Source organism: Aliidongia sp., from assembly GCF_035943795.1.
GTDB lineage: Bacteria > Pseudomonadota > Alphaproteobacteria > ATCC43930 > CGMCC-115725 > Aliidongia.
Window position 1 is genome coordinate 1 of the sequence record NZ_DASZBY010000016.1, and the last position, 25,091, is coordinate 25,091.

Annotated in this window: 24 protein-coding genes; 1 reads left to right on the plus strand and 23 read right to left on the minus strand. The window is 68.4% G+C overall.

What is annotated here, in order from left to right; genetic code table 11:
• Positions 1 to 499 precede the first annotated feature (499 nt).
• A complete protein-coding gene (locus VGV37_RS02435; RefSeq protein ID WP_326878015.1) occupies positions 500 to 973 on the plus strand; it encodes a PAS domain-containing protein in 474 nt (157 codons plus the stop codon).
• A gap of 6 nt (positions 974 to 979) precedes the next feature.
• Here VGV37_RS02435 and VGV37_RS02440 read toward each other — a convergent pair whose 3' ends face one another.
• The 23 genes from VGV37_RS02440 to VGV37_RS02550 form a co-directional block, all read right to left on the minus strand.
• Positions 980 to 2,482, minus strand: coding sequence for a hypothetical protein (locus VGV37_RS02440; protein WP_326878016.1), 1,503 nt, complete (start codon positions 2,480 to 2,482; stop codon positions 980 to 982).
• A 41-nt stretch (positions 2,483 to 2,523) separates the two neighbouring features.
• Complete coding sequence (locus VGV37_RS02445) at positions 2,524 to 3,675, minus strand: glycosyltransferase family 2 protein (RefSeq protein ID WP_326878017.1); 1,152 nt, start codon at positions 3,673 to 3,675, stop codon at positions 2,524 to 2,526.
• A 357-nt stretch (positions 3,676 to 4,032) separates the two neighbouring features.
• Positions 4,033 to 4,239: a hypothetical protein gene (locus VGV37_RS02450; protein ID WP_326878018.1), complete on the minus strand. Its 207-nt coding sequence runs from the start codon at positions 4,237 to 4,239 to the stop codon at positions 4,033 to 4,035.
• A 92-nt stretch (positions 4,240 to 4,331) separates the two neighbouring features.
• Positions 4,332 to 4,862 carry a hypothetical protein gene (locus VGV37_RS02455; protein ID WP_326878019.1) on the minus strand — a complete coding sequence of 177 codons (531 nt, stop codon included), beginning with the start codon at positions 4,860 to 4,862 and terminating at the stop codon, positions 4,332 to 4,334.
• 18 nt (positions 4,863 to 4,880) lie between these two features.
• Positions 4,881 to 5,396 carry a glycoside hydrolase family 108 protein gene (locus VGV37_RS02460; RefSeq protein WP_326878020.1) on the minus strand — a complete coding sequence of 172 codons (516 nt, stop codon included), beginning with the start codon at positions 5,394 to 5,396 and terminating at the stop codon, positions 4,881 to 4,883.
• Positions 5,393 to 5,614, minus strand: coding sequence for a hypothetical protein (locus VGV37_RS02465; RefSeq protein ID WP_326878021.1), 222 nt, complete (start codon positions 5,612 to 5,614; stop codon positions 5,393 to 5,395). Before VGV37_RS02465 ends, VGV37_RS02460 begins: the two co-directional genes overlap by 4 nt.
• Positions 5,615 to 5,647: 33 nt before the next feature.
• Entirely contained in the window at positions 5,648 to 7,813 is a 2,166-nt protein-coding gene (locus tag VGV37_RS02470; RefSeq protein ID WP_326878022.1) for a hypothetical protein, read from the minus strand.
• Positions 7,814 to 7,816: 3 nt separating this feature from the next.
• Positions 7,817 to 11,821 (minus strand): hypothetical protein, encoded by a 4,005-nt coding sequence (locus VGV37_RS02475; RefSeq protein WP_326878023.1) that lies wholly within the window; start codon positions 11,819 to 11,821, stop codon positions 7,817 to 7,819.
• Entirely contained in the window at positions 11,818 to 13,392 is a 1,575-nt protein-coding gene (locus tag VGV37_RS02480) for a hypothetical protein (RefSeq protein WP_326878024.1), read from the minus strand. The genes VGV37_RS02475 and VGV37_RS02480 overlap by 4 nt, the downstream gene beginning before the upstream one ends.
• The gene (locus tag VGV37_RS02485) at positions 13,392 to 13,955 is read right to left on the minus strand and encodes a hypothetical protein (RefSeq protein WP_326878025.1); all 564 of its coding nucleotides are present in this window, start codon (positions 13,953 to 13,955) and stop codon (positions 13,392 to 13,394) included. Before VGV37_RS02485 ends, VGV37_RS02480 begins: the two co-directional genes overlap by 1 nt.
• Complete coding sequence (locus VGV37_RS02490) at positions 13,955 to 14,413, minus strand: hypothetical protein (RefSeq protein ID WP_326878026.1); 459 nt, start codon at positions 14,411 to 14,413, stop codon at positions 13,955 to 13,957. Before VGV37_RS02490 ends, VGV37_RS02485 begins: the two co-directional genes overlap by 1 nt.
• Positions 14,410 to 16,968 carry a hypothetical protein gene (locus VGV37_RS02495; protein WP_326878027.1) on the minus strand — a complete coding sequence of 853 codons (2,559 nt, stop codon included), beginning with the start codon at positions 16,966 to 16,968 and terminating at the stop codon, positions 14,410 to 14,412. The genes VGV37_RS02490 and VGV37_RS02495 overlap by 4 nt, the downstream gene beginning before the upstream one ends.
• Positions 16,968 to 17,540, minus strand: a complete 573-nt coding sequence (locus VGV37_RS02500; protein ID WP_326878028.1) for a hypothetical protein — start codon at positions 17,538 to 17,540, stop codon at positions 16,968 to 16,970. Before VGV37_RS02500 ends, VGV37_RS02495 begins: the two co-directional genes overlap by 1 nt.
• Positions 17,541 to 17,607: 67 nt before the next feature.
• The gene (locus VGV37_RS02505; RefSeq protein WP_326878029.1) at positions 17,608 to 18,081 is read right to left on the minus strand and encodes a hypothetical protein; all 474 of its coding nucleotides are present in this window, start codon (positions 18,079 to 18,081) and stop codon (positions 17,608 to 17,610) included.
• Positions 18,082 to 18,130: 49 nt separating this feature from the next.
• Positions 18,131 to 19,048, minus strand: coding sequence for a phage capsid protein (locus VGV37_RS02510; protein ID WP_326878030.1), 918 nt, complete (start codon positions 19,046 to 19,048; stop codon positions 18,131 to 18,133).
• 234 nt (positions 19,049 to 19,282) lie between these two features.
• Positions 19,283 to 20,236, minus strand: coding sequence for a hypothetical protein (locus VGV37_RS02515; protein ID WP_326878031.1), 954 nt, complete (start codon positions 20,234 to 20,236; stop codon positions 19,283 to 19,285).
• Complete coding sequence (locus tag VGV37_RS02520; protein WP_326878032.1) at positions 20,233 to 20,538, minus strand: hypothetical protein; 306 nt, start codon at positions 20,536 to 20,538, stop codon at positions 20,233 to 20,235. The genes VGV37_RS02515 and VGV37_RS02520 overlap by 4 nt, the downstream gene beginning before the upstream one ends.
• Positions 20,531 to 20,905 carry a hypothetical protein gene (locus VGV37_RS02525; protein ID WP_326878033.1) on the minus strand — a complete coding sequence of 125 codons (375 nt, stop codon included), beginning with the start codon at positions 20,903 to 20,905 and terminating at the stop codon, positions 20,531 to 20,533. Before VGV37_RS02525 ends, VGV37_RS02520 begins: the two co-directional genes overlap by 8 nt.
• A 54-nt stretch (positions 20,906 to 20,959) precedes the next feature.
• Positions 20,960 to 22,687, minus strand: coding sequence for a portal protein (locus VGV37_RS02530; RefSeq protein ID WP_326878034.1), 1,728 nt, complete (start codon positions 22,685 to 22,687; stop codon positions 20,960 to 20,962).
• Complete coding sequence (locus VGV37_RS02535; protein ID WP_326878035.1) at positions 22,688 to 22,897, minus strand: hypothetical protein; 210 nt, start codon at positions 22,895 to 22,897, stop codon at positions 22,688 to 22,690.
• Positions 22,898 to 23,113, minus strand: a complete 216-nt coding sequence (locus VGV37_RS02540; protein ID WP_326878036.1) for a hypothetical protein — start codon at positions 23,111 to 23,113, stop codon at positions 22,898 to 22,900.
• Positions 23,110 to 23,346 carry a hypothetical protein gene (locus VGV37_RS02545; protein ID WP_326878037.1) on the minus strand — a complete coding sequence of 79 codons (237 nt, stop codon included), beginning with the start codon at positions 23,344 to 23,346 and terminating at the stop codon, positions 23,110 to 23,112. The genes VGV37_RS02540 and VGV37_RS02545 overlap by 4 nt, the downstream gene beginning before the upstream one ends.
• Positions 23,343 to 25,091, minus strand: a 1,749-nt coding sequence (locus tag VGV37_RS02550) for an SGNH/GDSL hydrolase family protein (RefSeq protein WP_326878038.1), incomplete at its 5' end; no start/stop codon positions are given. The genes VGV37_RS02545 and VGV37_RS02550, both read right to left, overlap by 4 nt.

The following is a 25,091-nucleotide window of genomic DNA, read 5'->3' on the forward strand; positions in this document are numbered from 1 at the left end:
CCGACGCTACGACGCGCTCGCGAAGATCACTCGAATAGGGACAAGCCATGACTGCTGGCCTCCGTCTCCAGCAGTCATGTTGAATCAGATTTTCGAGCCGGGGGGAATCCCGATTCAGCTAAGAACGAACGCGCTCTAGCCGGAAAGAAATAAACGACCGCTCGATCGTCTATTCTGATCAGGCAGCATGGGCATTGTCGCTCGACTACGCAATTACAGAAAGATAATTGCCGCTACGGAGAAAAGGCAGATAATTCCTACTGCGCTTCACGTAGAAAAGAGAAATTCACGCGCATATATCGTCCATGATCGCGATTGCACGATGCCAGGTCCGCGCAGGATCCGGTGATCTTCGTCACAGGGTCGATCGCAGAAACAATTGTTTTCTTGCGATTCAATTCGTGCGCATCCTAGATTGGCGCGAACATTTACACAAACTCTATTCTGGATTGCGATGAACATTCCTTCCGTGTCCGTAACCGCGAGAGAGTTGGGCACGATGCCCCCGCCGGCTTGGTTCCGCCCCATGCTGGATTATTGGGAATCCAGGCGCCCGGCCGGCCGGTTGCCAGCCCGCGCCGACCTCGATCCGGTCGATCTCAAGGATGTGCTGGGCTGGCTCAGCCTGATCGAGGTGCGGCCGGCGGCACCTCGGTTCTTCATCCGCCTGCTGGGCAGTTCCCACCCGCCCCGCCCCGACGGCCCGCGCCATGGCCGGGACATTTCCGCGATGCAGCCGGCAGCCTATCGCCAGGCGATCGAGGAGCAATACGAGACCGCCGTCGCCCGGCGCGCGCCGACCCTGCATGAAAACCTGCTGAGCTTCGGGGCCTATCGCCTGCGCTACCAGCGCCTGACCCTGCCGCTCGCCAAGGACCACGAGACCCCGGACATGCTGATGGTCGCATCCCTGATCGATCCGATTGAGCACGGCCGTTTCTTCTCGGCCCTGGCCAGCGTCAGCAAGACGTAGCGCCCGTCAGGAGCCGCAGGCGCCCGGTGTCCGGTCGACGGCGTAAAGCCGGAACTGCGCCATGGCGTAGAGTGTGGTCAGGCACGGCAGTGCCAGCACCGGCACGGGACGCCGGTCGATGACCGCGAGGGCGTCGTATTCGCCGAGGGCGGCCAGCGCGCCCGGGCGTTTTGCCGCCACGCCGGCGACCAGCCCAGCCCACAGATCGTCCGGTTCGGCCGTGGCGGCCAATCGCGCAAAGGGGAGCGTCAGCGCCAAGGGCTGCTGGCCCGCGTATGTAAATTCGGTAGGAACGAAGGCATCGGCCGTGATGATCGCGTAGGTCGGCAAATGCAGCAGCGGTGCTGCACCGGCGCCGACCGCGTCCGGACCGCTCGCGACCGCCAGCCGGACGCCGCGCGGCAATCGGTCGAACGCGGCGAGGATCGGGCGATAGATCCGGTCCGCCTGCAGCCAGGCGCGCTCGACCAGCGCCAGGCGCACGGCGAACAGCGCGAAGAGGCCGAGGCCAACGGCAAGGCCCGCCCGCCGCGACCAGCCGAGCGGACGGATGGCCGCGACCAGCAGCAGGGCCAGCATGATCGGCAGGCGGTGATCGACCCCGCTGCCGCCCAGCAGGCGCGCCGGCATCGCCAGGTAGGCCAGGGTCAGCACGGCCAGCGCGTGGCCCAACCGCCGGTCGATCGCCAGCCACCGGCGCCGGAACCCGAACCCCAGCAGCAGAACCAGAATGACGAAGCCCGCGACGTCGAACGGCCGGCTGTACTCGTCGAACACGCTGAACAGCAGGTCGACCTTGCGCAGCGGATTGGCCCAGGCGAGACCGCCGCCGTCACCCGGTCCGGGCCGCCACGCGGCGAGCCAGAGCAGGATGGGTGCCGCCAGCGCGACGATGATTAGCGCCAGGTCCCGCCCCAATGCGCGCCAGCGCCGGGCCGCGAGCGACGCGCGCAGCGCCGCCAGTTCGACCCCGACGATCATCAGCGCCAGCAGCCCGAAGGCGACGAGGTGGCAGAAATAGGCGACCAGCGCCGCCACGGCGACGGCCGCCACACGCCCTCGCGGGCAGTCGGCGAGGCCCAGCCACAGGGCGAGGCCGATCAGCGCAGCGCCGAGGCCGGCCAGGTAATTGACGAAGCCCCAGAGCAGGATGCGATTGTACAGCAGCAGGAAGCCCGCGAGCGGCCACAGCGACCAGGATCGCCAGGCCGCGCGATGGACCAGCACGACACCCGCCGCCATCAACGCCAGCGCCAGCCCCACGAAGGCGCGTCCGGCGACGTCCAGCGGCACGAGCCGCGCCAACACCGGCACAACGGCATCCATCGCCAGGTTCGGCAGCAGGCTCCAGCGGATCTCGTAGGCGCGGACGAGATCGACCGACCGGCCCGCATCGACCAGGATATGCATGCGCGCCAGATGGTTCGGATAGTCGAGCAGCGGCGGCACGCGCACGCTGAAGAGCGGCAGCAGGGCGAGCACGAGCAGCATCGCGAAGCCGGCCGCCACGCGCCGCCCGGTCCTGACCTGCCCCTCGCCCATGTGCCCGGCTATTTGCGCTTCCAGGTGACGACGGAGGAGACGGCGTAGTTCCACACGCTGCCGATCGCCGCACCGGCGATGCCGGCCAGCCACCAGGACGAACTGTGGCTGTCGAACAGATACTTGGCGACACCGACGTTGCCGGCATAGCCCACGCCGCAGACCAGCGCGAAGGTGACCAGGCCCTTGAGGAAATTCCAGCCCTTGAGCCGGCGGTCGCTGTAGGTCAGGAAATTGTTCAGGGCGAAATTGCCGATCATGGCGATGCCGGCCGCCAGGCCCTGCGAGAGGGCGAAGGACAGGTGCGCCACGTTGAGCGCCAGGCCGAGGATGGTCAGATGGGCGACGACGCCGATGCCGCCGACCATGCTGAACAGCACGAAGCGGACCGGCACGTAGGGACCCAGGATCTTGTCGGCGAGCAGGACCAGATATTCCCAGGCGACGAACGCGTCGAGCTTGCTCTCGCCCGCATGGCGCTGGCGGAACTGGTAGGGCAGTTCCTTGAGCCGGACCGGCTTGGACGAAGAAGCCAGCAGGTCGACCAGAATCTTGAAGCCCACCGCCGACATGCTGCGCACCGCGCGCTCGAACGCGTCGCGGCGGATCATGAAGAAACCGCTCATCGGGTCGGCGATCCGCACCTTGAGCACCAGGCGGCCGAGGGCGGTGGCGAGGCCGCTCATGCCGGCGCGCCGCCTGTCCCAATCGCCCACGCCGCCGCCCTCGACGTAGCGCGAACCCACGACCAGGTCGAGCGGCTCGGCCTTCAGGCAGTCGAGCATGGCCGGCAGCAGCGCCTCGTCATGCTGCAGGTCCGCATCCATGACCGCGACATAGGGCGAGAGGCTGGCCTGGATGCCCTCGATGCAGGCCGACGACAGGCCGCGCCGGCCGATCCGATGCAGGCAGCGCAGCCGCCCATCGCGCTCGGACAGCCGGCGGATCTCGTCGCGCGTGCCGTCGAGGGAATCATCGTCGACGAAGATCGCTTCCCACGCGATGCCGGCCAGCACCCGATCCAGCCGCTCGACGAGGGGCGCGACATTGTCGCGCTCGTTCATGGTCGGGATGACCAGCGTCAATTCCGGACCGGGCACGAGGGCGCGGCTCTGCACGCGATCCCCGGGGGCCACCGATGGTCCGACATTCACCGCCATTGCCGCTCCCTGATCCGTCATTTCGAATGCCGTTGCCGCTTGAGAATAGGCCGAAACCGCCGTCGGAACGAAGCGCAGAACGGAAGGTCCGGTGATCTGGCACGGGTTTGCCCCCGTTCCAAAAGGCGAAGGCCGCAGAACCCGTGGGATGCTGCGGCCTTCGTGCCTTCGGTCGGTGGTGGGCGTTGTAGGGCTCGAACCTACGACCCGCTGATTAAGAGACTGCCGTAAATCCCTGTATATCAACCACTTGACCATTGGCCTTCCGTCAGACTTTACGGCTTATATCCGGCGAAATCTGACGCTATCCGCGCGCTGCAATAGCCGGCTTGGCGCGAAAGATCAAGCGTGGCCGCCTTACGCCAGCTCGACCAGCGTGAAGAACTTCGCGGCCGTGCGCGCGGCGGCCGCTTCCGTTTCGCCCAGGCCATGCTCGACCGTGACGCCGGCCGCCTCGGCCTCGGCGATCGCCTGGCGTGCGGCGGCCTCGGCCGAGGCGACCGCGTTCAAACCGGCCACGACGGCCGCCTTCTTTCCTGCCGCGATTGCGGGATCGACTACCATTTTCAGTTCCTTTCCGAGGGAGGACGGGGCGCTGCGCGCGACCCCGCCGGTGATGCGCCGGCGCGCCCAAGCGACGAGCCGGCGAATGACGTTCATGGCGCGGGCCCGGACTTGGCCAGCAGCTCGGTGGCCCGCGCCGACCCCGAGCTCGAGCCGAAATAATAGGCGACCATCGCGACCCAGGCGGTCCCGAGGACGCCGACCATGGTGTTGAGCAGCTGCTGGCTCGACGCCGGCACCTCGCGCAGCGACAAGAGGGCGAGCAGGCTGAAGAAGCCGCAGGTCATGACCATCGCCAGAATTCCCGGAATCCAGTCTCGCACCGCCGCCTCGCGCTCGCGCGCGCTCGCCCGATCGCTGTTGTCGGCCTGCATCAGGGTGACGCCGGCGTCGATGAACTTGCCCTGCAGCGCGATCCCTGCGGTCTTCAACGCGATCAGCTGATCGGGCGTCGCCCCCAGCACCGCCGTCGCGGCCGCCGCCGCGTCGCCGGTCGGCGCCAGGCCCAGGGTCTGCTCGATCAGCTGCACGCCCTGGCCGGCGAGCGGGCCGCCGATCAGCGCCGCCACCTCCGGTGCCGCCGTCTTCAGCACGTCCAACGCCTGGCTAAGAAAATCCGCCATGTCCCGTCCCTCCCCCTCTCACGCCGCCGCGCGGGCGAGCCAGCCCGCCAGGAATTTCGCGTCCGCCGGGTGCGCCGCGACGATCGCCCGGTAGTGCGCCGCCATCTGGGCCGCGAACGCGGCATGTAGCGCGCGCGGATCGCAGCCCAGCGCCGCCTGGCAGGTCTGGGCACCGATGGCGCCGTCGACCACCAGGTGATGGCCCAGCGCGTTCACCGCGCGCTGCAGCCCCGCCACGGCCGTGCCGGCACCGACGTTGACCGCCAGGTCGAACACCTTGCCGGCGATCGACGCCGGCAGCTGGCCGAAGCGGTAGCGCACCCACCAGTCGGTCCAATAGATCGCGATGGCATCCTCGCGCGTCAGGTTGCGGATGCCGTCGGCGCCGAGCGCCGGGTGATCGCGCAAGGTGATGCCCATGTTCGTGAGCCCGCCGGCATCGTCCGGATCGTCGACCAGGCCGCCCTCGTGCATCAGCACGATCGCGATCGCCGCGCGGAACGTGGCGTCGCCCTGGGGCGCGGCGCCGCTCACTTCACCCCCCACGGCCAGTCGCGCACGACCTCGATCGAGAAATACAGGAAGGCGGCCAGCGCGCCGGCGAGACCGCCGAGTGCCGCCATCGCCTTGAACAGGAACACCGCCGCCTTGCGCCCGGCCGACACATGGTCGGCAAAGCGCGACAGCACGAGGATCTGCTCGGGCGTGAGCGGCGGCGTGGGCGACGGCAGGGACATCGAAGGTTCGCTCATGGAACAGCCTTTCGCGGGCATGAGGGGGACGGGCTAGAACGGGTTGATGTAGAAGGAATTATTGCCGACACCCTCCAGGCGATAGAACACGCTGGCCTGGGGAGTGCCGGTCGTGCCGGCGCCGGGGAAGTTGATGCTGAAGATGACGGCATTGCCGCTGACCGCGGCCGTCACGGTCGAGACGCCCGGCGCCTCGAAGCCCGGATTGACGCCCAGATCGGTCCCGGCCTGGTCGTTGTGCAGGAAGACCTGCGGCAGGCCCGAGTTGTTGCAGGTGATGAACACGTCGACCGTCTGGCCGACGTGCGCGCCATAGCCGAAGTTGCTGGTCGCACTGCTGTCGTCGATCAGGTCCAGGTGCAATTTGAACGCGGTGATGCGCTTGGCCGCCGGCGTCAGCCCCAGCATCACGAGCTCGAACAGCGTGGTCGTGACACCCTTGGCGATGGCGCCCTTGACGCCGCCCCAGCCTGGAATGACCGACGCCATAAAGGCCCCGAGCTTGGCCCCGCCGCAGCTCTGCAGCATGTTCTGATTGTACGAGACGCCGACGGCGGCATTCGAGCCGGAGATATAGCCCGGTCCGGCGTGGGTCAGATTGAGCGTCGGCACGAAATTGTTGCCCCGTAGGGTCAGGCTGGAGGTATCGCCGCTCCCCGCCGGATGGGTGATCGTGCAGTTCATGTTCGTGAAGGCTTTGCAATCGATCAGCCCGAAATCGTAGCAATTGCTCGTCTTGATGATGTTGGCGGGCGCCAGCCCGGCCGCGAAGGTCGCGTCATGCAGCCGGAACCCCTCCGACAGGAGGTTGACGACATCGGCGGTCTGATTGACCTCGAAATACAGCGAATAGGCATGCAAGCCGGTCACGGCCATGCCGCCCGAACTGACATCCAGCACCAGGGCGCCCGTCGATTGATCGACGCCGCCGACCATGAACGACCGCTGGTCCTGGATATGGCCGCCGAACATTCGGATGTTCAGGCCGCCCTTGAACCAGCCGTTGTTCGAGTTCGAGCTGTACCAGCAGTTCACGAGCAGCAGCTCGTTCGACGAGGATCCGGTATCGCCGCCGTCGGTGGCCAATCCGATCGACGACCCGCTATGGACCGCACCGCTGAATTGACAGGAATACCATTCCGAATATTGGCAATAATAGCCGAAGTAGCTCGCGACCTGACCGTTGAAGAAGCCGGAATTCTCCCAATGGGGATTGCCGCCGTTGACATAGACGGCATAGGGGATGTCGCCGCCGGGCGTGCTGCTGCCGACAAGTGATCCGGTGACATAGACGTTGCGGAACAGGATGGCCGGCCCGGCGAACCCGACCAGGCTATTGTCGCACGTGATGACGGCGCGCTGCGTGGCCGAGGCCGGCACCAACAGGCAATCGTTGCCCTCGACGATGATGTTCTCGGTCGCCTGGCCGCTGATGTCCCAGCCGGCGCAGACGTAGGGTCCGGCGCGTCGCGGGAAGACCATCTTGCCGCCCACGCGCCGCGCCTCCACGTAGGCCTTCAGGATGGCGTTGGTATCGTCCGGATCGGTCGGCTCCAGATAATCCCCGACGCTGATCTCGATCTCCTGGATCTTGCTCAGCATGCTGCGCAGGATCGCGCCGACGCCGGTGCCGATGTAGGGCGCGGCCGTGCCGGCGCCGATGCCCTGGACCTGGCCGATCACGTCGGCCAGGGTGGCACCGTCGCTCGACACCTGGGCAGCGGCGACATTGGTGAGGCGCCGGCCGGTCAGGTCGATCACGGTCGGGTTCGCGACCGGGCTCAGCAAAGCCCGCCCCAGCTGCTCGGCCTGCTGCTGGGTGATCATGGTCAGCCGGTCGAGCCCGCTCTCGGTCGATTTGGCGGGGAACTTCGAATTGTCGGCATAGGAGATGTTCTGGGTCGAGGCCAGCACGCGCAGCACGGTCACTTGGTAGTTGGTCGGCAGTGCGTTGTTGAACAGCACGGTGCCGCCGCCCAGGTACTGACCGCTCGCCGGATCCTGCAGCGCCTGGATAATGTAATCGTACGACCCGCTGCTGCCCAGCACAGGCGCCGGCACCACCGGCGCCTGTGCCGCCGTGTTGAACAGCGTCACCACCAGGTCGGCGACGTTGAAGAACGGGAACGGAAAGGCAAAGCCGGTCGACGTGCCGTCGCCCTGATACTGAATTTTGTTGTTCGGGCTGCTGACGGTCATGGCCTAGCCTCCGATCTGGGGCATGGAAAGGGCGGCGCCGGCACCACCTGATGCCGGGCTCAATTGCTGGCGGCGCGCGCCCCATTGGGTCTGCACCGTGTTGGCCAGGTCGGGATCCTCGCGCAGCAGCTGCTGCTTGGCGGCACCGCGAAACTTGTCGGCGACGGCCAGCACGCGCTGGGCCTGCGCGGCCGTTGACAGCTTGTCCCATTGCGCCTGCATCTGGCGCACCTGGGCGGCCTGGGCGCCGGTCAGGCCGCCGGGCACCGTGCCGGTGACCAGCGCGTTCAACATGCCCTTGGCGCCGAGCCCGGTCGAAGGATCCTGGGTGCCGTTGCCGCCCAGCACCTGCAGCCGATCGAGCTGGGGCGGCGACAAGGTGACCTGGGCCGCGACGCCGCGCGCGCCCGGTGCCTCGTAGCTCTGCACCGGGCCCGGTTTGTACAGGTCGATCCGGCCCTGGTCGCCGTGCGGGAACGACGAACGATTGTCCCAGATCCATTTATCGATCGGCTCGGCATTGTCCGCCGGCTGCCCGTAACTGACCGGGCTGACGGCGCGCGCCAGGCCGGTCCCGCTCAAGGGCGGCATGAAACCATCCTTGGCCGGGATCGGATCGCCCCACAGCGAGCGCAGCGGCGGCAGGCCCTCGCGCATCATGGGCGTACGCGCCTCGATGCTCTGCAACAGGTCGTAGTGCGCGCGCAGCCATGGGTCGGTCGCCGTGCCGACCGCAGCGACCGCGCCCGGGACCAGCAGGCTGGAGGCAAAGCGGTCGACGTAATTACTGCCTTCCTTCTCCGGCTGCTGCAGCGCGTCGAAGAAGTTCGACAGGCCCGACAGGTACGTCTTGGACAGCATCGCGTTGCCCAGGCCGAACATCAGCGAGGACGCGATGTCGCCGCGCGACTGGTCATGGGCGAAGCGCATGATGTCGAAGCTGTCGGCGACGGCGCCCAGGGTCATGCCGACCGGATCGACCTGGTTGTAGGAATAGGGCGTGCCGCCGATCGTCACGCTGTAGGGCTGGTTGCCGGCGGCGCGCCAGGCCCGGTTCAGGCTGGGGTCCGACGGACCGCGCCCGGTCAGCAAGCCGCCCGCGGCCATCCCGGCCGCCGCCAGCACGGCGGCGCTGCCGAGCCCCATGCGCGCCACCGCCAGGTCGCGGCTGGCGCCGCCGGCGGCGAGCTCGGCCTTGATCTGGTCCGACGGAAAGGCGGCCGCCAGCGGCGAGTTGCGATAGACCGTCGCCGCCATGTTGGCCGGGATCTTGACGAACGGCAGGATCATTCGGCCGAACGGGATCTTCACGTCAGTGCCGGGCACAGGGATATTGATCTCGTTGGCCACGTCCTGCACCCGGGCCGCCAGGCCGGACAGCGGTTCCTGGAAGGTCGAGCGCAGGGTCGCGGTCACCGCCTGCTCGTGCATCTGCACCGGCGGCACGGCCATGGTCTGGTCGATATGGACGCCCAGCGCGTCGCCATCCAGGCCTTTGCCCGTGCCGTCGCGGAACGCCAGCGCGCGCAGCTCCGCGCGATAGTTGACGTATTTCGCGAAATCATCGGCGGCACCGATCCAGCGGGTCGGCAGCGCCATCTTGAGATATTCGACGGCGCCGCGCGTCGGCTGGTCGGTCGTGATGTCCGGCGGCGCCCCGTCGGCCAGCGCGGTGATCCGGTTCTTGCCCAGCGCGTCCATGCCGCCGTAATCGCCGAGCGACATGTGCTCGCCGGTCGCGATGCCGTGGCCGGCAACGCCGATCGCGTCCTGCATCGACGCGGCATAGCCATAGGCCAGCGCCGCGGTCTCGCCCTGGGCCACGGCGCCAGAGCCGAGCTTCTCGGCCGCGTAGCGCGTCGCGATGTTCCACAGGCCCATGCTCGCGTCCGACAGGCCTTTCTTGGCCAGGATATGCGGCACGTTCGATAGGATGACGTTGTAGAAGCCGTACAGCATCAGGTCGCGGCTCGACATCTGGCGCGACTGGGCAACGAACTGGCTGGCCTTCGCCGGATCGTCGAAATCGGCGATGCGCGAGGCGAGCGTGCTGATATCGGCCTGGCCGCCGTTCTGCTGGATCAGGTCCGAGATCGCCTTGGAGTAGTCGGCCCGGCTGCGCGACATCATGCCGTAGGCGTTGAGCGTGCGGCCGGCCTGGGCGCGGGCATTCTCGAAATATTCCTGCAGGCCCTGGTGGGTGCCATAGGCGCGCAGGAACAGCGCCTGGGCCTCCGGCGTCGCCGTCGCCGGGTCGGTCGCCGCCTTGGCGTACTGGATGAGCTGGCCGGCCGAGCTGTCGAGCATCATGCGCATGGCGTCGGTCTGGACATGGTCCAGCTGCTCGCCCTTGTAGCCGCCCAGGAAATCCTCGGGCGACAGGTTGAGCGAGGTAGCGAGCAGGCGCGTGCTGTCGTGGCCGATCGGCGCCTGCGCCGGCAGCAGCGACGAGACGTGCTCGAGCGTCGCCTGGATATCCTCGCCCGAGCCGATGCGCTCGAGGTTGACCTTGACCGGGTTGGCGCCGGCGTCGCCGGCCAGGTAGGCGGCGGCGTTCTTCTCGACGTCGGGCGAGATCGTGACCGGATCGGCCGCCGCGTCGCCCAGCTGCAGCACGTCGCGCTGCTTCGGCTGGAACGACTGGGTCGCGATCAGATGGGCGAACGGGTCGCCGTCATCGGCCGCCGGCGCGCCGGTCGCGGCATCGCCCTTGGTCGCCGCGACCGGCTCGATCAGGTTGACCCCGACCGGTCGCGGCTCCTCTTCGCCGTCGACCTTGATCATTTGGCTTTCGCCCGGCTTGCCACCCTCGACCACGGTCCCGCTCGCCGGCGTGCCATTGTCGTCGAACGTCACGCGATTGCCGACCGCCGTCGGCGCGGCCACCGCGTCGCCCTGCTCAGCCGGGCGAACGGCGTTCGCATCCGGCGCCACGGCATCCGGCGCCGCAACGTCGGGCGCGGCATCGCCGGCCGGCAACGCGTCGCCGGCGGCTGTCCCTCGCACCGCGCCCAGCACCTGATGGCCGAGCGCCGGCAGCGCGGTGCCGACGATCGCGCCGGGCAGCGCGTCGGCGACACCCTCGCCGACCGGCTTGCCGTCCTCGACGTTCTCGGTCGCCTTCTGGGCGCCGGCGACCGCCGGCTGTACCGCGAAGGCCTGCAGCATCAGGTTCTTGACCGCGCTCTGGAACGGCGCGAAACCGAACAGCGCCCAGCCCGCCGCCGAGAACACGCCATCGGTCCCGGCCTTGGTCAGCGCCTGGCTGAACGCGGCCTGCGGGTCGCCCGGATTGGCCTTGAGCGCCGCCGCGTAATAGGGACCGATGCTCTGGGCCGCAGACATCGCGCCGGCCGACAGCGCGCCGCCACCGAGCGCGCCGGCGGCGGCACCCGGCCCGGTTTCCGCCGTGACCGCACCGCCCGCGACGCCGCCGAGCACGCCGGCCGCCAGCACGGGCGCGCCATGGGCGACCTGATAGGCCGCCTTCTGCGCCGCCAGGTCCGGATGGATGATATCGCTCCAAGCCATCGGCTGCGCCGCCGGGCTGGCCGAGGCCTGGTAGTTGCTCTTGCCCTGGGCCAGCGCGTCGCCGGCCGAGGTCAGGTCCTTCAGCGCCTGGGATGCGCCGGCGCCGGCGGCGTCGCGCAGCCGCCCCAGGAAGGCGACCGCGCCATAGCCGCCCATCGCGTCCTCGGCCATGCCCCGGCCGACCTGGCCGAGGTTCGACAAGATGCGCTGGCTGATCGGGACGTTCGCCGTATCGGGCGCGGCCACGGGGGCCGGCGCTGCTGCAGCGCCATCGACGCCGGGAGCCGGCGCCGATGCCGGCGTGGCTCCCGAGCCGGATGCCGGCTGCGGGCCGGCCGCCAGCTCGCGGATCCATTGATCGTTCGGCCGACCGGCGACGGCGCGCGACGCGGTGAACTGCTGGCGCAGTTGATCGTCGCCCGGCGCCGGTAGCGGTTGCGCCGGCGGCTGGTCGAGCTCGGGGGTATCGCCGGTCATTGTCCGCCCTCGGTCGGTTTCGCCCCAGGCTTCGGCTTGGCCGTCACGGTGCGCGCGGCGTTCTGCTGGTCGTAGAAGCTCTTGTATTGGTTCAGCAGGTTGACCTGGCCGTCATAGGTCGGCTGGTCGATCTGGCCGGCCTGGAACGCCTGGTTGGTCTTGACCGCGATATTCGTCAGATCGTCGGTATTGCCGATCGCGCCGAAGCGCGGCGCCGGCAGCCAGCTGGGCGAGGTCGCGGTCGAGCCGGCATAGCGCGGCAGCATATCGGACAGCACGGCCTGGGGATCTTCCTTGGACACCAGCACGCGCTGGGTCCATTCGCCCTGGGCCTGGCCCCAGCGCTCGACGATCGGCGGGGTATCCTTGAACAGCCCCTGCTCGACCGCGCCGCCGCTCAACGCCGTCTTCAACTGGCCGTAATAGCCCCGCTCGGTCGCGTTGGTCTGCTGCTTGCCCTGCTCGACCACGGCGCGCATCAGCTCGGCGCCGGTCGTGCCCTTGACCGACCCGTTGCCGATCAGGCTGGTGACATTGTCCGAGGTCAGGTTGCCCTTGCCGAGCTGGTCGTAGGCATGCACGACGGCCATCGGATCGTCGGTGCCCGCCGCCTTGCGCGCCATTGCCGAATGCACCGCCTCGAGGCCGCCGGGCGAGATCTGTTGGGTTTCGGCCAGATGGGCGATCAGGTTCGGATCCACGTCCTTGCCGGAATAGACCGCCTCGAGCAGGTTGGTCTCGTTGCTGCTCTGCGCCTGGCGCTGGTCCTTCGCCGCCATCGCGTCGGCATGGGCCTGGCCGGCGATCTGCAGGCGCTCCAGCCGGTCGGCGCGCATGTCGGCCCGGTACTGCAGGGTCTGGCGCAGGTTGGGATCGAGGTAGGGGTACGAGGTCGGGTCCTGCAGCTTCTCGGCCGCGGCACCAGGATCCGAGTTCATGTCCTGGCGCGCCGAGACCTCGGCCATTTTCGACCGGAAGCCCATCAGCGCCTGGGCGCCCGCTTCCGGATGCAGCCAGCCGCCGGCGACGGTACCGGAGATATCGCCGTTCGCCTGGCCGATGATCGAGGCGCGCGCCTGGTCGTTCGGCGCGGTGACCGCCGCCTGGGCGTATTGGCTCAGCCGCAAATCCAGGTCGGCGACCCGCTTGGAGGATTCCAGTCCGAACGCTTCCTGGCCGGTCGCCACGCCATAGGCGGCGGCCTGATGGTCGAAGGTGCCCGAGAAGATCTGGGTCGCCAGCGGATCATTGATCCGCGCCAGGTTCGCGGCGCGGATCTGCTGGGCCTCGGCCGCGTAGCCCGTCATCGCCGTCTGACGATCGGCGACCTTGGACCAGCGGAACTGCGCGTCGGCCAGTTGGGTCGTGGCATCGGCCATGACGCCGGCGGTATCGGCCTGGCGCCGGGCGTCCTGGTAGCGCTGGTTGAATTCCTGGACCGTGTTCTCGAACTGGCCGGCGCCCTGCATCAGCGCTTCTTCGGGCGCCGCCGCCGCAGCCGGGTTGACCTGGCCGCCAGTCTGCTGGACCTGCGGCAGCTCGCTCCGGTCGAAGGTCGGAACGTTCGGCATCAGATCGACCCCACCGCGAAACCGTTATTGGTCTGCAGCGCGACACCATTGGCGCCGATCTGATTGGTCGCGCCGAAGCCGGCGGTCGAGGACGGTGACGTATACCCGGTCGCGAACTTCGTCCCGGCCGTCAGCAGCGTGCTGCCGGCATTGAGGTAGCCCGCGGTCTGCGCCTGGTTGCCCTGGAACGTCGCGATCGCGCCCTGGCTCAGGTCGCGGTTGGCGCCGACCTGGCCGTTGTACTTGATCGACAGCGCGTTCAGCCGCGCCTGGGTCGCACTGTCGGCCATGACGTCGAGCGGCGTGCCCGACATGTCGACGCCGCCGGCGCCGAAGGCCGAGGCTTCCTGGCCGAGCTTCTGCCGGTCGGAGCGATCCTGGGCCAGTTCCTGCGACGCGGCCACGCCCTGCTGCTGCTGGGCGTTCTGCTGGTCGACCTGGGCGTTGTAGCTCGCGGCGCTCTTCTGCGCATTTCCAGCCGAGATGGCGCTGGCGGCCGTGACGGCAGCGGTGGCTGCCATCGACGCATAGATCGCCCAAGCTGGGATTGCCGCGACCGCCATCAGGCTTGCTCCTCATCCGCCGCGATCCAGGCCATCAGCCAATGGTCGCCGCCGTCCGGCCCATAGGCGCGCATGCGCCCCTCGCTCTTGAAACCGAGCCGCTGCGCCCAGTGCAGGCCCTCGGCATGGCCGACCACCACGCTGCATTCGAGCCGGCGATAGCCCTCGGCCGCGAGCGCGCGCAGCTGCTGGCGACAGCGGTGCAGCGCCCGGGCATAGTGCCGGCGCTCCATCCACAGGCCCGGCAGGAACCAGCACAGCGCGCGGCCCTGCCAGAACGGCAGGATGCCGGCGGCACCGACGATGCGGCCGCCATCGAGCAGCGCCAGGCCGAGCCCGGGCTGGCACGCCATGGCGGCGGCCTCCGGGCTCGACATCATCGAGGCGGCGCCCTTCAGATGCTCGGCGACCGGCATCAGGGCGAGCAGCCCGGGGGTGAGCGGCACGAAGCGCATCATTCGTTGGGCATCTCGCCCACGTCGGCCTTGGCCGAAATCGCCAGCACGGTCAGGGGATAGGGGCCGCTGGTCGTGATCAGGATCTGGCATTCCTGGTCATAGCCGCCGGACATCTTCAGCCGCTGGATGCCGGAGAACAGGCTGGGCGGCTGCCCCATCGGCATGCCGGCCGAGCGGGTCTCGAGCGGTTCGACAGCGTCCTCGACCAGGCCGGTCTGGTCGTCGATGATGCGCCGCCCGAAATTGCAGCCCAGGCTTTCGTGCAGGCGCAGCCACATGGTGTCGATCGTGCGCGCCCTGCCCTGGGTCGTGGCCTGGGCGGCGCGGATCGGCTCCAGCGGCATGGTCAGCAGGATCGCCTCGGCCGGCAGGCCGATGGTGGCATAGGTCGCGGTCTCGATCGGCGTCACGACGCCGCCGGCGGGCACGGTCTGGGTGCCGAGGTCGGCGCCATCGCCGATGATCTGCACCACCTCGCCGGCGAGATAGCCCAGGCCGGCGAACGTCGCGTGCTGCGGGTCGACGCTCCAGCTGCCGGCCGGCGCCGGCGCCATCGAGCCGGGCGGGATGTACCAGTCGCCGACCAGGAAGTTGCCGTCGGTCACGCGGCGCACGACCGCCAGGCCGCCGTTGACCCGGATCAGGCTGTTGTCGGCCACGCCGCCCAGCACGCTGGCCGACGCGGTGAAATTGACGCCCGTGCCGCTGGCGGCGCTATAGGTCAGGGTCGCGGCCGGATAGGTCAGGGCCGAGGTCAGCGCGCAATCGACGAACCAGCTCTGGTCGAGCGGCAGCGCGTCGAAATACGGCTGCATGACCTCGATCGTGCGCGTCGGCACGCCATTGATCGTGCGCAGCACCTGCAGCCACAGCTGGTCGTAGGTGCCGTCGGGTGACGGGATCGTGTCCAGGCTTTCGACCAGCGGTGCAGCACCATAATATTGCCCGCCCAGCGCATGGGATGCCCAGGCGACGATGTTCTGGTCGCGCTGATAGGTGCACGAGATCAGCGCGCCGTCGCCCCGGTTCGCCCAGATCACGCTCAGCGGCGATTGCTGGTAGCACCAGGCGACGATGCCCTGCAGGCCGGCGGGGATCGAGCGGGTGATATGCTCGCTCAACACGACCAGGTCGGGGCCGCTATAGCCGTTGACCTGCCACGAGAAGGTCCATTCCCGCACCTTGCGGCCCGGCTCGTCCGGGAACAGCACCGACTTGCCGATGCGCAGCGCCGGCACGTTCGGCGCGGCGCCATAGGCGGTTTCCTGGTAGACCTGGACCGACGTCGGGGTCAGCGCCTGGGCCGTGGTCGCGGCCTGCATGATATGCTCGGACCCGGACGTGCCGATGCCCAGCTGCATCGCCTGGGCCGAGCCGGCGGCGGCCAGCCAGCGAACGTCGTTCACCTCGTCGTCGCTGATCACCCACGACAGCGCGTTGGTATCGACCACGGTCCCGTCCTGCTGGGTCGGGCTCATCGCCGTGAAATCGCTGATCACCGAGCCCACGATCGCGTTCGGCGTGCTGATCGAGCCGGCCATCAGCAGGCGCTGCTGCCAGAACCGGCCCCAGGCCGGATAGCCGTCGACCGAGGTCCAGCGGCCGAGGCGCCAGAAGGTCGTGGCGGTCGGGATCGACGGCACGTATTCCCAGGTGGCCGTGCAGTCGGCGATCTGCGCCGTGGTGCCGGACGGCCCGCCGCTCGCGGCCGACGTGCCGGCGATCACACATTCGTAGGTGTTCGCGCCGTTGGTGACGATCACGCCCGTGGCATAGAGCGTACTGGCGGCCCAGGGTGCGCCGTCGAGCGCGCTCCAGGCGCCGCCGATGACGCGCGGCTGCACCACGGCCGACACCACCGTGGCCGAGGTCACGACGGTGATCAGGCACCAGGCCCAGCAGCTGGTCAGCTTGATGCGGACCATGCGGCCGACGTCGGTCGCGAGGAAGCCCTGCCCGGTCGATTGCGGCGTCTTGTTGATGCCGACGATCGAGGACGCGGTGAGCGTGATGGTGCCCGACGTGCCCGACGGCGTCAGCGTCGTGACCGTGCCGTTCAGGTCGAGGTAAGGGCCGTCGCGGAACACCAGGACCTGGTACGACCAGGCGACATGGCTCGACCGGGTCAAACTCGCCTGGGGATGGTTGCGGTGGAAGATGTAGAGCGTGTCGGTGCTCTGAGTGAACTGGATCTCGGCCAGCTCGGCCTGGCTGTAGGGCAGCCCGGTGACCACGACCTGGGCCGACCCGTTCAGCACCGGGAAACCGTTCTTGAAGATGCGCACCTGGCACACGCCGGCGACGATGCTGAATTCCAGCATGTAGGCCTGCACGGTCGAGAACACGAAGCCCTTGAGCCGGGCCTTGGCCGCCTGGCTCGCCGCCAGGTCGGACAGCGCCGTGCCGGGCCGGCGCGTGGCGCCGCCCTGCGGCAGGGTCACCATGTTCCGCTGGATGGCGCTGCCATCGTAATATTTGGCCTCGTCGGTGCGGCCCTTCATGCGGGGCGACAGCTCGCCCGCGGTGAAGTCGGTCAGGTCGAGGTCGACGCGCATCAGCGGCGGCTTTCCAGCAGCACGTCGTCCTCGAGCTCGGGCGAGGAATTCTGCTGGGCATTGACGAGCTTGGCATTGTCGAGCTTGCCGGCGAGCTGCTTCAGCATGTCCTGCTGCTTGGACAGGCTCTGGCACAAGGGCACGGCCAGCTCGGCCGCCAGCGCGTAGCCGATGCAATCGACCAGGGTCGGCATCAGGCGCGTCTCGTCCTGCAGGTCGTAAATGTAGCGGATCGCCAGCGGTGCGGAATAGTCGCACAGGATCTGGCCGTCCTCGATCTCCCACTTCGGATGCTCGAAGCCGACGATCTCGACCAGGCGCAGGAAGTCGGCCGGCACGGGAAACGCGGCCTGGAAGCCGAAGACCGGCGCCTGCGCGGCCGCGGGCAGCTGGGCGCGCCGCTTGGCGCAGTTCCACGGATGGGATTCCAGGACCGCCCGGCGCACCTGGTCGTAGCGCGCGTTGCACAGGATCGCCCGCTTGGTGTTGTCCGCCAGCGACGTGATGGTGCCTTCACCGAGCGCAATGAGCGCGATGTTGCAGATCGATATTTTGCTGTCGCCGGCGGCCATGAATTATCTCCGAAATGTCGCCGGGATCGATGGGGTTGGTGGGGCGGCCATCGATCCCGGCGACCCCTCAATCGATGACGTAGTCGAACTCGATCACCAGGTTGCCCGACGCCGGCAATGCGGCGACGCCGGTGGTCAGTACGACGTCTTCCCAACCCAGCTGGTTGCCGGTCAGGCAGTCGTAGCCCGCGGTGATCGGCGCGCCCCGGGTCGCGACCAGGCCGACCGATGTCGGGGTCTGGACCGCGGTCAGGGTCGTGGCCGCGGCATAGATCGCGCTGTTGCCGGCGTGAATGTCGCCGAGCGCGATCGTCGCGGTCGCGAGCGACGTGTCGGTCAGGTAGTTGATGCCGAAGATCGCGGCGTTGATCGGCAGGCGGGCGACGGCGATCTGGCTGCCGGACGCCTGGGCTGCCAGCACGATGTTGGCCCGGAACGAACGCTTGCGGCCGCCGGCGTCCGACGGGGTGAGCAGCTGCTGGATGGCCCCGCCGGTGTTGCCGGTCAGGATCGCCATCTGGGTCGAAAAAGAGAGCGCCATGGCTCAGGTCCTTTCTATGAACGGGAGGTCAGCCGGGATCGCGTGCGCCTCAGGCGCACTTGATCTCGACCATTTTCGCTTCCTCGAGGCGGGTCGCACCGATCGACTGGGAGGCGAAGACGTAGATCGAGAAGCGCTTGTCGCCGCGCTCCGTGACCCGCGTCCACAGGGGGATGGTGGTGCCGAGGCCGATCGCCGATTTGCGCCAGGCCGGCACGCGGGCATAGCCGTTCGCATCGACCTGGTTGCGCTCGGTGTGGATGAAGGTGAAGCCCATGAAGCTGTCGACCTTGCCTTCGACGAGCGCCTTGACCGAGTTGTAGTCGGCCGACGTCACTTCCGTGGTCGACAGCAGATTGCCGATCTGCTGGTCGCTGCAGGCGATGAACCGTTCCTCGTTCTCGTCGCCTTCCGCCTTGCCGAGCGCCACTTTGGCCTCGATCAGCTTGGACACGGTCAGGCCGGCGTTGGCCGAGCCGTTGCCAAAGGCCCAGGAATTGACCGCGACGACATAGCCGCCGGGCTGGGCCGGGCTGCTTTCGTTGTCGCCGTTCGGCCAGGCCACGACCGTGTTACCGGAATGGCCGGTATAGGCGTTGCCCCACAGGCAACCGATGATCTCGTCATCCTTGGAGCGCGCCATGGCGAAGCCGGCGTTCATGGCATAGGACGAGGCCGGATCGATCAGCAGCCGGGCCTTGTCTTCCTTGTCGATCAGGTCGCCCCAATCATAGTCGTAGGCGGTGATGCGCCGGCGCAGATGCTGGCTGTTCATCAGCGGGCTGTCGGCGTGGCGCGTGGTGACCTTGCGCGCGGCGGTCGGCGCAAGCTGTTCCATGTAGGCCGTCTCGCCGGCGATATCGTCGGTCATGACGGCGCCGGCGAGGCGGCTTTCCTGCTGCTGGGCGAGGAAACGGACGTTTCCGGTGAATTGCTGCACGAAGGCAGTGGTGATGCTGAACGACATGGGTCTGGCCCTTTGATCGGACGCCGGTTTCCAGCCGACGCCAGGTGGCAACGCGCCCGGCGGGAGCGCCGGACATGGTCTGGGCGGCTGAGTTCCCCGATCCCGCATCGACCGAAATCGATGCCCCACCGGACCCGTGCCTGACGTTTAACGGCCGTCTTGGCGCCGCGGCGTTCGACCGGACCCGCCGGGCATGACTGCCCGGAGCTCCCCGGTATCGCGCCGGTCTCGTCGTCAGGCCTCTGGGTGGGCCTGCTGGTACAGCGCCTGCATCTTCGCGACGGCGTCGGCATGGCCGATCGCCCTCTTGTCGGTGTAGATGCGGGCGAATTCCTTATCGGCCTGCAGGGCGTTGATCTGCTGCTGCGCCTCGGCCGGCGAGTTGAGCCCGCCGCCTCCGGTCGCGCGCCCGACCACGCCGTCCTCGACCAGGCCCTTGCCGAGCTTGGCGAAGATCTTGATCACTTCCGGATGGTTGCCGAGGCCGCTCTCGACCAGTTCGGCCGCCAGCTTCTCGTTGCCGAAATGGGTCAATGCCTGCTTGGCCAGGCCCAGCTTCTCGTCGTACGCGGCGCCGAACTCGGTCTTCAGCGCCGCCTCGCCGGCCGCATTCTTGGCGTTGTGCGCCTCGGTCTGGGCGGCCACGCTGGCGGCCTGCATGTCGTTCCAGGCCGGCAGGATCTTGTCGAGCTGGCGCTGGGTCAGACCAGCCTCGTGCAAGGTCGGCAGGATCTTGGCCTGGAACGCCTTGTCGGCGTCGCTGTAGTCGCCGGCCGCCGGCTTGGCGAGCGCGTATTTGTCCGCGGTCTCGGGCCGGCCGAGCCTGGTGTAGAGCGCGTTCAGCCCGTCGGCATCGTCGGCGCCGGGCAGCGCCACGACGCTGTTCGGGTCGGCCGCGACCTTGCCCAGCATGCGCTGGGCATGCAGGTAGCCGTTGGCCAAGGTGTCGAGATCCTTGATGTCCTTGAACGCCGCCTCGCCGCGGATCTTCTCCGGCAGGGTCTCGGCGAAAGCGATCGGCGTGCGAACGGCGTTCGGATCCGCCGCCGGCGGCGGGGGCGGCGATACGGCGGCCGTGGCGCCGGGTGCCGTTACGACCGGCGTGCCGCCGGCGGCGGCCTCGTCCGGTGCCATCATCGCGCCACCGAAACGCAGCGCGGTCGAACCCATCAGCGAACGGATGTTCATGATACTTCCTCGTCAAAGACGCTCAGGTCGTGGCCGGTCTTTTCCTCGGCCAGCTTGAGCAATTCCATTTCGGTCCAGCGCAGCTCGCCGACGATCTCGAGCCCCAGCGCGCGGCGGCCTTCGTTGAACGCGGTGTCGTGCGCGTCGCCCGGGCTGTGGCTGGTCGACAGCACCTTGGCGCGGGCCAGGATGTCGGCCAGTACGCGCTGGCCCTGGGGCGAGCCGAAGGTCTCGTGGTAGGCCCGGTTGAGGCCGACGCGCTTGCGCCAGGCGCCGAGCTTTTTCGGGACATGGCTAAACATGGGCGACCGCCTCGGACGGAGCCTGGAACGCCAGATGGCCGAGGAACGCGCGATACTCCGGCGTCGTCACCAGCACGCGCTCGACCTGGGCCCGCTCGAACTCGCACTTGAAGCCGATCGGCCTGGCGCGCCGGGCCGCCTGCTCGAACCGGACCTTGATGTCCGGCGTCAGGAGATCCTCGAGCTTGAACTCGGGCCAATGCAGGTCGCAGTAATGCAAGGTGGTCATCATGCGCAGCGGGCGATGATGCGGGTCGAACCAGGTGACCGACGGCACCAGGATGCGCGGCGCGAAGCGCACGACATGCCGGCAGCCGACATGGTCGCAGCTCATCACCAGGTGCGGGAAGCGCGGGGCGTCGGTCACAGCGCGGCCTCCTTCAGGGCGTCGCTCATGGCGCGACCTTCTTCATGTCGTCGCTCATGCCGCGGCCTGCTGCGGGGCGGCGCCGGCACCGCCGGTCTGGGCGATGGCACCGGCGCTGGCCAGGCTCTGCACCGCGCCGGCGCCATTCTTGGCGGCGCCGGCCAGGTTGGCGATCGCGGCGTGCTGCTGCAGCGCCTGCTCGGCGTCCTGTTGGGCCTGGCGTTCCTGGGCCAGGTCGTCGGCCGAGCGCAGCGCCGCGACCGGGGCGTTCAGGTCGCGGCCGGTGATGCGCATGATCGCTTCGCTGTCGATCACGACCTGCGCCTTCGGGTTCATCTGCAGGATCGCGGCCTGGGTCTGCATCAGGCGGCCGATGACGTCGAGCTGGCTCGATTTCTGGGCGATCGCGATCGGGCTGACATAGTCGGTCTTGAGCGCGGCACCGGACAATTGCGGCGGCGGCGGCGGGAACGGCGAACCGAGCTCGGGCCGGAACCCGACGCGCTTGCTCTGGCGCCACAGGATCGCGAAGGTCCGGTTGATCAGCGGCTCGAGGAATTCCGACTGCAGGCGGGCCAGCATGGGCGACAGCAGGCGCATCTTCTCGTCGCGCTGCTGCAGCACATAGGTCGCGGTCACGCCCTTGCCGGCCGAGGCCGGGTCGGACGGGTCGGACGGCATCATCATGAACTCGACGTAGAACTGCCGGATGATCTGCTGGCGCAGCGACTGGATCATGTCGAGGCCGAGGCGCGTATCGCCCTTGGTCTCGATCGGCTCGATCCGGCCCTGGCTGTTGGCGCGGTAGTAGTTGAGCCCGCCGGGCACGGTCTTGATCGGCAGCATGAAGCCGTCGTCGGGCAGCTGCAGCGGCGGGTCGATCACCTTCTGCGCCGCCTTGATGACCAGCTTGGCCATCTCGTTCAGCATCTGGATGTCGGGCAGCGCGGTCATGCCGGGGCCGCGGCCATAGGTCTCGCCCGTCACCTTGGAGAAGCGCGGCACCAGGAACGGGAATTCCGGATAGCCGCCGACCGCGATCTCGAACTGGTCCTGGACCGAGACATAGACGCTTTCGAACGCCATATGCCTGGCCTCGCCGCCACGCCCGGCGTCGCGATCGCGGCGCGGGCGCACCCGGTGCATGAACCAGAACTTGCGGCCCCACTCGCCGTCGGCGCAGGCCTTGGCCACGGCCGGACCGGAGGAAACGCCTTGGCTGTCCCACTGGTCGTAGGCCTGCTTGGCGGTCCATTCCCATTTGCGGATCAGGGTGTCGACCCGGTCCTCGTCATTCTCGGCGATGACGCATTCTTTGAGGTGCCGGCACGAGAACAGCACGCCGGACTTGGCGCTTTCCAGCACGCCCATGACGCCGGTGCCGACCGAGCCCAGGTCGCGATAGAGCTCCTGGCTCTGGCTCGCGAAATTATGCCTCGGCCCGTTGAACTTCGCGTACATCACGGTCGAGGCCTGCTCGAGCCACAGGCGCACCGCGTCGATGTCGTTCAGCGGATCGAACTCGGCCTTCAGCCCGAACCACATCAGGTACGGGCTGGTCAGCAGCGAATGCAGGCCGGCGGCGAACTGCTCGAGCGCCCAGACCGGCGTGGCGTCGTAGATCCACTGCATGCGCTTGGCGCCGGGCGTGCGCTGCACGATGTAATCGTTGCGATCGGGCAGCAGGAATTGCGCCACGCGCTGCCAATGGCTCTTGAACGTGGTGCGCTCGCTGTCGAGCCGTTCCCACTCGCGGATGGTGTCGCTGGCCAGATCGCCCATCTAGCCCCCCAACAGGGTTTTCTTGGCGACCCGGGCCTGGGACGTGTCGCCCTGGCCGGAGGTCAGGATGGTCGAGGCGCGGCCGGCCGCCTGGGCGGCGGCGGTCGCCTGTTCCTGCGCGGCGGCGGTCGCGGCCGGATCCGACGCGATCGGCGCCGGCGGGATGGGCGCCACGGTCGCGACCTTGGGCGAGGAGAACAGCGCGGTCATCTAGCCCCCCAGCAACGTCTTGAGATTGCCCTGGGCGACCTTCTGATCCGGCCCCCACAGGTTCCGGCTGATCGGGTCGATCGACGCGCTTTCCTTGGCCACCAGGTCGGTCGGCGCGCTGGCGATATCCTTGATCGGGCCGCCGGGCAGCGCGCGCGTGATGCGGCTCTGCACCATCGACGCCGGGTTGATGAGGTCGGGCAGGAAGTGGGTCATGGGCAAAAACCTTCCCGAACCTCGTCGCTGTATTTGTCGATGCGCGGGATCGAGGTCGGCACCGGCGGCAACGGCCCGGCGATGGCGACGATCTGGGCATTGGTCAGCGGCACGGAGCCGCCGGCGACATAGGCATCGGCGACCGCGTCCAGGCTCTCGCGCTGCAGGACGATGCCGGGTGCGGCGATGTCGATCGCGGCGACCAGGTCGTAATACGGATCCCGGCCGCTCATGCCGCCGCCTTGCCGGTGCGGCGCAGCGGCCGCCGGCGGCCCGGTCCACGAGGGCGCCGGCACGGGTAATAGATCGGACCGGTCGCGCCGCCGGTCGGCGTCGGCAGCGCCGCGCGCATCAGCTGGGACAGGGTCGTGCCGAGGTTGACCGAGCGCTGGCCGCCCGGATGCAGCCCATCGGCCGACAGGGCATTCGAGGCGCCGGCCGGGTAGTTGTTGAGCCCGACGCTGGCGTCCTGGCCGGGATCGATCAGATAGGCGTTGCTGTCGGTCGCGACATAGGCCTGGTATTCCGACAGCAGGTAGGCGCCATAGCCCTGCGCCGAGAACCAGGCCGAATGGTAGGCAAACGGCATGACCAGGAAGATCGTCGCGCCCGGCGCGGCCGCGCGGATCGCGGTGATCACCGCCTTGACCGCGCCGGACGTCTTCGACGCGCTGTTGGCCGCGTCGTTCGTGCCCATGTTGACGACGATGTACTTCGGCAGGGCCGAGCCGGAATTGGTGATGAAGTGGCCGCCGCTGAGCTTGGTCTGGCCGCTGAAACGCAGGCTCCAGGCCGAGCCGAAGAACGGCACGTCGGGCACGCCGAGCTGACCGCTGTAAGCCTGGCCCGAGAATGCGTAGTTGGAATATTCGCAATTCTGGTTGGCGGCGACCGCGTTGGTCCAGGTCGCCTCGGCGTCGGCCGTGACCGTCGGGTTCGGCCAGGTCGTCTTGGCACCCTCGCCGATGCTGTCGCCGAAGACGTAGATCGCGCAGGGCTTGACCGCGAGATAGGTCGTGCTGAGTGCGACCGTACTGGCGCCGCTGGCCAGGATGAAGTTCGAGAGTTTGATGCCGCTCGGCGGCAGCGCCGAGCCGTTGGGCGTCCAGCGGTTGAACGCCTGGGTCTCGTTCAGCAGGCGCAGCATCAAGGTGTGGGTCGTGGCGCCGGTCAGCTGCGCGGTCAGCGTCAGGCTGTAGGTATTGACGCCCGGGTCGGTCAGCTTGAGGTCGGTGATGCCGGCGCCGTCGACCGTGAAGCGCACCGTCGGCCATTCGGCCGCGGTGACGCTCGAGGTCCGGATGTTCGTGACGTCGAAATTGACCACCAGCGACGCGCCGGTGAACGCCATCTTGACGTATTGCCCGGCGTTGTTGGCATAGGCGCCGGAGGCCTGCACCCACCAGCCGTCGGACCAAAAGATGTTGGCATCGGTCGGGAACACCGGATCGGTGACCGTCTCGGTCTGGCCACCGTTGCCGGACATGCCGACGTTGCCGCCGGAATAGCTCCAGGCCAGCACGTCGGAGCCGGCGACCGCTGGGGTATAGGTAAAGGCCGCCGTGCCCTGGCCGGACGTGATCGTGATCGGGTTCGGCGTGAAGCTGCTGCCGGCCGTGCTGGTGAGCGTGACCGACAGGGGCGAGGTCAGGGTCAGGCCCGTGGTCGCGATCGAGCCGGCCTGCCCGGTCAGGGTCGTGGCGCTGGTCGCAAGCGTGACCGTATAGGCGGTCGCCGCCGGCGCGGCATTGACGGTCTGGTCCGTGTAATACTGGACCTGGGTCATCGTCTGGGCCGAGCCCGAACCGGTCGCATCGATCGCGACGCCCGAGAAGGCCGGGTTCTGCAGCACCGCCGCCGTATTGGTCACCGTCGCGCCGTTGAGTGGCGTGGTGCCGGCCGTGATATCGCGCACGTACATCGTGAGCGTCGTGGTCGTGCCGTTGGTCTGGTCGGCCTCGACGTCGATTTGCGTGCT

What these genes read in the sequence shown, in the direction of transcription:
- VGV37_RS02435 (WP_326878015.1), top strand. Translation starts at nt 500, where the DNA reads ATGCCCCCGCCGGCTTGGTTCCGCCCCATGCTGGATTATTGGGAATCC.
- VGV37_RS02445 (WP_326878017.1), bottom strand. Translation starts at nt 3,675, where the DNA reads ATGGCGGTGAATGTCGGACCATCGGTGGCCCCCGGGGATCGCGTGCAG.
- VGV37_RS02450 (WP_326878018.1), bottom strand. Translation starts at nt 4,239, where the DNA reads ATGGTAGTCGATCCCGCAATCGCGGCAGGAAAGAAGGCGGCCGTCGTG.
- VGV37_RS02455 (WP_326878019.1), bottom strand. Translation starts at nt 4,862, where the DNA reads ATGGCGGATTTTCTTAGCCAGGCGTTGGACGTGCTGAAGACGGCGGCA.
- VGV37_RS02465 (WP_326878021.1), bottom strand. Translation starts at nt 5,614, where the DNA reads ATGAGCGAACCTTCGATGTCCCTGCCGTCGCCCACGCCGCCGCTCACG.
- VGV37_RS02470 (WP_326878022.1), bottom strand. Translation starts at nt 7,813, where the DNA reads ATGACCGTCAGCAGCCCGAACAACAAAATTCAGTATCAGGGCGACGGC.
- VGV37_RS02475 (WP_326878023.1), bottom strand. Translation starts at nt 11,821, where the DNA reads ATGACCGGCGATACCCCCGAGCTCGACCAGCCGCCGGCGCAACCGCTA.
- VGV37_RS02480 (WP_326878024.1), bottom strand. Translation starts at nt 13,392, where the DNA reads ATGCCGAACGTTCCGACCTTCGACCGGAGCGAGCTGCCGCAGGTCCAG.
- VGV37_RS02485 (WP_326878025.1), bottom strand. Translation starts at nt 13,955, where the DNA reads ATGGCGGTCGCGGCAATCCCAGCTTGGGCGATCTATGCGTCGATGGCA.
- VGV37_RS02490 (WP_326878026.1), bottom strand. Translation starts at nt 14,413, where the DNA reads ATGATGCGCTTCGTGCCGCTCACCCCCGGGCTGCTCGCCCTGATGCCG.
- VGV37_RS02495 (WP_326878027.1), bottom strand. Translation starts at nt 16,968, where the DNA reads ATGCGCGTCGACCTCGACCTGACCGACTTCACCGCGGGCGAGCTGTCG.
- VGV37_RS02500 (WP_326878028.1), bottom strand. Translation starts at nt 17,540, where the DNA reads ATGGCCGCCGGCGACAGCAAAATATCGATCTGCAACATCGCGCTCATT.
- VGV37_RS02505 (WP_326878029.1), bottom strand. Translation starts at nt 18,081, where the DNA reads ATGGCGCTCTCTTTTTCGACCCAGATGGCGATCCTGACCGGCAACACC.
- VGV37_RS02510 (WP_326878030.1), bottom strand. Translation starts at nt 19,048, where the DNA reads ATGTCGTTCAGCATCACCACTGCCTTCGTGCAGCAATTCACCGGAAAC.
- VGV37_RS02515 (WP_326878031.1), bottom strand. Translation starts at nt 20,236, where the DNA reads ATGAACATCCGTTCGCTGATGGGTTCGACCGCGCTGCGTTTCGGTGGC.
- VGV37_RS02520 (WP_326878032.1), bottom strand. Translation starts at nt 20,538, where the DNA reads ATGTTTAGCCATGTCCCGAAAAAGCTCGGCGCCTGGCGCAAGCGCGTC.
- VGV37_RS02530 (WP_326878034.1), bottom strand. Translation starts at nt 22,687, where the DNA reads ATGGGCGATCTGGCCAGCGACACCATCCGCGAGTGGGAACGGCTCGAC.
- VGV37_RS02535 (WP_326878035.1), bottom strand. Translation starts at nt 22,897, where the DNA reads ATGACCGCGCTGTTCTCCTCGCCCAAGGTCGCGACCGTGGCGCCCATC.
- VGV37_RS02540 (WP_326878036.1), bottom strand. Translation starts at nt 23,113, where the DNA reads ATGACCCACTTCCTGCCCGACCTCATCAACCCGGCGTCGATGGTGCAG.
- VGV37_RS02545 (WP_326878037.1), bottom strand. Translation starts at nt 23,346, where the DNA reads ATGAGCGGCCGGGATCCGTATTACGACCTGGTCGCCGCGATCGACATC.